Raw genomic sequence first — 6,107 nt, 5'->3', positions numbered from 1 at the left:
CGACGTGGGCATAGTGACGTGCTTCGGATTCGTATTCGACGTGGGCGGTCGAGATCGTGATGCCGCGTGCCTTTTCTTCGGGCGCGCCGTCAATCTGGTCATAGGCGCGGAAATCGCCGAAATATTTGGTGATCGCCGCGGTCAGCGTCGTCTTGCCGTGGTCAACGTGGCCAATCGTGCCGATGTTCACGTGCGGTTTGTTACGTTCAAACTTTGCCTTTGCCATGGTCTGGCTCCTTCAACTTGATGTTTGGGGCGGCGGGAATAACCCCGCCCTTATGGGGGTGGCAGGGCGGGGTTATCCCCGCCGCACCGTTATGCGTATTTCTTCTGGATCTCGTCGCTGATGTTCTGCGGCACGGGCTCATAATGATCGAAGATCATTGTAAAGTTGGCCCGGCCCGACGACATCGACCGCAAGGTGTTGATGTAACCGAACATATTTGCCAGCGGCACGAAAGCATCGATGACGATCGCGTTGCCGCGGCTGTCCTGACCCTGCACCATGCCGCGACGCGATGTCAGATCGCCGATGATGCCGCCGGTATATTCTTCGGGCGTCACAACTTCGACTTTCATGATCGGCTCAAGCAGTTTCGCACCGGCCTTGCGCATCCCTTCACGCATACACATCCGTGCAGCGATCTCGAACGCGAGGACCGAGGAGTCCACATCGTGGTATTTGCCTTCCAGCAGCGCCACTTTGAAGTCGATCACGGGGAAACCTGCCAATGGACCGGAATCCATGACCGATTTGATCCCTTTTTCGACACCGGGGATGTATTCCTTTGGCACAGAACCACCGACAACGCGGGATTCGAAGGAATAGCCTTCACCTGGCGCTGTTGGCTGGATCAGAAGCTTGACTTCACCGAACTGACCGGACCCACCAGATTGTTTCTTGTGCGTATAGGTATGTTCGACTTCGTGACCGATCGTTTCACGATATGCCACTTGCGGCGCACCGATATTGGCCTCGACCTTGAACTCGCGCTTCATGCGGTCGACCAGAATGTCGAGGTGCAATTCGCCCATGCCCTTCATGATGGTCTGACCGGATTCAAAGTCAGTTTCCACGCGGAAGGATGGATCCTCGGCAGCCAGACGCGCCAGTGCGATGCCCATCTTTTCCTGGTCGGCCTTTGTCTTTGGCTCGACCGCGATCTCGATCACAGGCTCGGGGAAGGTCATCGTTTCCAGCACGACAGGTTCGGACGGATCACACAGGGTGTCGCCGGTTGTCGTGTTTTTCAAGCCACCCAGCGCGATGATGTCACCGGCCCAGGCTTCGTCGATTTCCTCGCGGTTGATGGCATGCATCATCATCATCCGGCCCACACGTTCCTTGCCACCCTTCGTGGCATTGAGCATGGCGTCGCCCTTGTTCAGTTTACCTGAATAGATCCGGGTAAAGGTCAAGGAACCGACAAACGGGTCGTTCATGATTTTAAAGGCAAGCCCCGAGAACGGCATGCTGTCATCCGCACGGCGTGGGATGTTGCGCGTTTCGGTTTCGTCACCGGGTTTGAAGCCCATGTAATCGACGACGTCCATCGGGCTTGGCAGATAGTCGATCACGGCGTTCAGCAGCGGCTGCACACCTTTGTTCTTGAACGCGGAACCGGCCAGAATGGGGACGAATTTCATCGCCAGCGTGCCCTTGCGGATCAGGCTGCGCAATGTAGCCACATCAGGCTCTTCGCCTTCAAGATAGGCTTCCATCGCGTCGTCATCCATGTCGACGGCCAGCTCGATCAGCTTGCCGCGCCATTCCAGCGCCATGTCGTTCAGGCTGTCACGGATCGGCTGACGGACCCAGGACGCGCCCAGATCTTCACCAAGATACACCCATTCTTCCATGGTCACGAGATCGATGATGCCTTCGAGTTCGGTTTCAGCACCGATAGGAAGCTGGATCGGGGCAGGAACGGCACCGGTCCGGTCAGCGATCATCTTGACGCAGTTGAAGAAGTCGGCGCCGATCTTGTCCATTTTGTTGACGAAGACGATCCGCGGAACCTTATAACGGTCAGCCTGACGCCAGACGGTTTCGGTCTGCGGTTCGACACCTGCGTTGGCGTCGAGCAGACAGATCGCGCCGTCAAGCACGGCCAGCGACCGTTCCACTTCGATGGTGAAATCAACGTGGCCGGGCGTGTCGATGATATTCATCCGGTATTTGGTGTCGGAAATCCCATCAGCAGACGGATCATCCTGACGCTGCCAGAACGTGGTGGTCGCAGCAGAAGTGATCGTGATGCCGCGTTCTTGTTCCTGCTCCATCCAGTCCATCGTTGCGGCGCCGTCATGCACCTCACCAAGGTTGTGGGATTTGCCGGTGTAAAACAGGATCCGCTCGGTGCAGGTGGTTTTGCCTGCATCGATATGCGCCATGATACCAAAGTTGCGGTAGCGGTTAAGGGGGTAGTCGCGTGCCATATCGGTTCGTTCCTATTACCAGCGGTAATGGCTGAACGCTTTGTTCGCGTCGGCCATCTTGTGGGTGTCTTCGCGCTTTTTCACGGCGGTGCCGCGGCCCTGGATCGCGTCAAGCAATTCGCCTGCAAGACGTTCTTCCATGGTGTTTTCGTTACGCTTTTTCGCGGCAGCAATCAGCCAGCGAATGGCAAGCGCTTCGCGACGCTCGGGGCGGACTTCGACGGGCACCTGATAGGTCGCACCACCGACGCGGCGCGAGCGCACTTCGAGGGATGGTTTGATGTTGTCCAGACACTCGTGGAACACTTCCACAGGTGATTTCTTCAGCTTGCCTTCAACGCGATCGAACGCGTTATAGACGATCCGTTCGGCAACGGCTTTTTTGCCGTCAACCATCAGGTTGTTCATGAACTTTGTCAGAACGATATCACCAAACTTGGCGTCTGGCAGGACTTGGCGCTTCTCAGCGGCGTGACGACGTGACATGTGATCTTTCCCTTACTTCGGACGCTTCGCGCCATATTTGGACCGGCGCTGTTTACGGTTCTTGACGCCTTGGGTATCAAGCACACCGCGCAGAATGTGGTAACGCACACCGGGAAGGTCTTTTACACGGCCGCCGCGGATCAGAACCACAGAGTGTTCCTGAAGGTTGTGGCTTTCACCGGGGATGTAAGAGATGACCTCGAAGCCATTGGTCAGACGGACCTTGGCAACTTTGCGCATGGCAGAGTTCGGTTTCTTTGGTGTGGTTGTGTAGACGCGCGTACAAACGCCGCGTTTCTGTGGGCAGGATTCCAGGTGCTGCGACTTGGATTTCATGACTTTCGGCTGGCGCGGCTTGCGGATCAGCTGCTGAATCGTTGGCATCGTGTGATGTTCCCATCTATTCACATTTATGCGTCCGGCAAACGCGGGTTTCAAAGCATGCTTTTCGACTATGAAAAGCACAAAAATTCCGCGTCGAACCCTTACCGGAGGTTCGGTGCGGTCTGTATCCAGAGGAACAAGGCTATAATCGCCCGGTTCTTGGCCACGACAGATGTGATATCGGGACAAAATGGGGAAACCCCGCCCGGGTGAGCGGCGTATAGGCTCTTGCGCTTAAGCTGTCAACAGGCGCCCCCCGACCCACCGTGCGTTGCATCGCTCGTAAAAACAGGCGGTTATTGCATAGCATCGCCTCTTGCCCGCCTATCGGGACAAGAGGTGCAAAGCCCTTGCCGCAATCCTGCGAGAATCAAAAACCGGCCAAGTTGGAGAAGTCTTCCATGAAACGCTGTTTACCCGCTTTGGCGGCCTGCCTTGTCGTTGCCGGTTGCGCCGCGCCGAACCCGCCCACGATCACCAGCCGCGACAATGCAAATGCGCTGACAGAGGCGACCCGGATCAGCCGCCTGCCGCAGACGCAGATCTCGGATCTGCCCACCGGGTCAGTCACCTATAACGGCAAGGTCGGCGCCAATGTCGGCGGCGATCTTCAAGGCAGCATGCTGGGCGATATGTCGATGAATGTGGGTTTCAACACCAACACAGTGCGCGGGTCGGTGACCAACCTGAACCTGATTAATCAGGCGGGACGACCCGATCAGGCGCTGGGGGGCAACCTTGCGATCAATGGATTCGAGGATCGCGGAAATTTATCAGCCGGTGCTGGCGGAACGATCACAGGTGTTGCGCCTGGTGGATCTGCGTTTTCTTCGGACGTTAATCTGAATCTGCAGGGCAATCTGCGTGACGACCGGCATCGCGGCGATGCGGTTTTCGGGACTGTCGCGGGGCAGGCGCTGGGTGACGTCAATCTGGGTTTTGACGGCGTGTTCTTTGGCAAAAGGTGACGGGATCAGCGGATGCGATCCGGTGCCAGATTGTGCCGGATTCGCAGCTGCCGTTCGCGCCATAGGGTAAACAGCCCGGTGGCGACAACGATGCTTGCCCCGATCAGGGTCAGCGCGTTGGGCCATTCATCAAACACCGCCATGCCGAGGACCAACGCCACCAGCAGGCCGGTATACCGGAAAGGCGCGACAAAGCTGATCTCGCCTGACCGCATGGCGCTGACCGAAAAGACATAGCCGAAGATCAGGAAAATCGTGGCCCCGCCAACCTGCATCGCCGATGTCGTGCTGAAACTTTCCCACGTAATGAACAGGGACCCGATGGCGCCAAGGGACGTCACCCCGATCGCCGCGATCAATGCGATGAAAACCGCGGGGACCTGCACCGACATCCGCCGCACGGCCAGATCGCGCAGGGTGACGCAGCCAACCGCCGCCAGCGCGTAGAAACTATAGGCGCTGAAATCCTCGCCCCCCGGCTGGATGATGAAGACAACGCCGATAAAGCCGACAGCAATCGCAGCGAACCTGCGCCAGCCCAACATTTCGCCCAGAAACAAGGTTGCCGCCAAAGCGACGACCAAGGGCAGTGCCTGCAGGATCGCCGCGACATTGGCGATCGGCATGTTGAACAAGGCGGTCAGAAAGAAATAGGTGCCACCGACTTCTCCCGCCGTGCGCAGCAGGATCAGCGCCCAATCGCGCCTTGGCAGGTTGAAATGCAGCTGGTTCAGATAGCGGCACATGATTGTCAGGCAGGTGATCGCACCGATGCCACGGAACAGAACCGCCTGAAACAGCGGGATTTCATCCGAAGCCGCCTTCATGAATGCGTCGTTGACAGTATAGGCGGTCATCGCCCCCACCATCAGTAACGCACCACGGATATTGTCTGAAATCACTGCCATGACACGGACGTATCAGCGCGGCAGGAACAGTGCCAGAGGGATTAACTCAGGCGCTATCGCAGATCAAAGAACCACGGGACTAGCCTTTGAAAATCAGCTTGGTCCACCATCCCTGGCGTGATTACAAATTCGGCCATCCGTCCGATCACGCGGGTCGGTTTCACGCATTCCTCGACAGTATGATAATGGGGACGGGTCGTGTAGTCGTCAAACAACACGGTCGTTTCGCGCGTCACGTTTAACAGCGCTGCGGCGAAACATGCTTTGCGTAGCCGTCCGTCAATCAGGATCAGGCTCGGGTTGGGCGTTGGGTTGTCCTGCCAGATTTGCAGTGGGTAGACAAACTACGTCACCATAGTCATCGGCGGATATAAGAAAAGGCCCCCGTTTTCACGAGGGCCTTCATCGTTTTCAGAAAGTGACGTTTATGCGTCATCTTCCGGTGCTTCGGTGCGAGCACCGAAGACATCGGTTTCCTCGCTGCGCACAGGGGCGACCAGTGCTGCGGCCTGTTCGGCCTCTTCGCGGCGGGCTTCGATCACGACATTGTCGCGGTCCGCTGCAATCTTGCGCATCTGCTGGGTGGCACCGCCGGTACCAGCCGGGATCAGACGACCCACGATCACGTTCTCTTTCAAGCCGATCAGCTTGTCCCGCTTGCCCTGCACCGATGCTTCGGTCAGCACGCGCGTGGTTTCCTGGAACGACGCGGCAGAGATGAACGAGCGCGTCTGCAGCGATGCCTTGGTAATCCCCAGAAGGATCGGCTCGCCCGTTGCCGGACGGTCGCCGCGCTTGATCGCCTTGGCATTGGCCTCATCGAATTCGGCCTTATCGACGGTTTCGCCTTTCAGCAGAACCGTGTCACCGCTGTCTTGGATTTCCCATTTCTGGAGCATCTGACGCACGATGACTTCGATAT

Annotated in this window: 6 protein-coding genes and 1 pseudogene; 1 reads left to right on the top strand and 6 read right to left on the bottom strand. The window is 57.5% G+C overall.

Annotated elements, in window-relative coordinates; all coding sequences use genetic code 11:
- From ACK4TM_RS16585 to rpsL, 4 genes are all read right to left on the bottom strand, one after another.
- The coding region (locus ACK4TM_RS16585; protein ID WP_409703404.1) for a GTP-binding protein at positions 1-226 on the bottom strand (226 nt) is incomplete at its 3' end.
- An 89-nt stretch (positions 227-315) separates the two neighbouring features.
- A complete protein-coding gene (fusA, locus tag ACK4TM_RS16580) occupies positions 316-2,439 on the bottom strand; it encodes an elongation factor G (protein WP_409703401.1) in 2,124 nt (707 codons plus the stop codon).
- Positions 2,440-2,454: 15 nt separating this feature from the next.
- Positions 2,455-2,925, bottom strand: coding sequence for a 30S ribosomal protein S7 (gene rpsG, locus ACK4TM_RS16575; RefSeq protein ID WP_409703398.1), 471 nt, complete (start codon positions 2,923-2,925; stop codon positions 2,455-2,457).
- 12 nt (positions 2,926-2,937) lie between these two features.
- Positions 2,938-3,309 carry a 30S ribosomal protein S12 gene (gene rpsL, locus ACK4TM_RS16570; RefSeq protein WP_409703395.1) on the bottom strand — a complete coding sequence of 124 codons (372 nt, stop codon included), beginning with the start codon at positions 3,307-3,309 and terminating at the stop codon, positions 2,938-2,940.
- A 401-nt stretch (positions 3,310-3,710) separates the two neighbouring features.
- Here rpsL and ACK4TM_RS16565 point away from each other — a divergent pair, with 401 nt between their 5' ends.
- Entirely contained in the window at positions 3,711-4,277 is a 567-nt protein-coding gene (locus ACK4TM_RS16565; protein ID WP_409703392.1) for a hypothetical protein, read from the top strand.
- A gap of 5 nt (positions 4,278-4,282) precedes the next feature.
- On the opposite strand, the gene ACK4TM_RS16560 is transcribed toward ACK4TM_RS16565, so the two are convergent.
- Both ACK4TM_RS16560 and ACK4TM_RS16555 read right to left on the bottom strand, forming a co-directional pair.
- Positions 4,283-5,185, bottom strand: coding sequence for a DMT family transporter (locus tag ACK4TM_RS16560; RefSeq protein WP_409703389.1), 903 nt, complete (start codon positions 5,183-5,185; stop codon positions 4,283-4,285).
- Between the two features lie 425 nt (positions 5,186-5,610).
- A pseudogene (locus ACK4TM_RS16555) lies at positions 5,611-6,107 on the bottom strand (DNA-directed RNA polymerase subunit beta'); the annotation flags it as partial.

This window comes from Yoonia sp. (assembly GCF_046292185.1).
GTDB lineage: Bacteria > Pseudomonadota > Alphaproteobacteria > Rhodobacterales > Rhodobacteraceae > Yoonia.
Note: the sequence above shows the minus strand (reverse complement) of the source record. Positions and strands in the feature narration are given on the sequence as shown.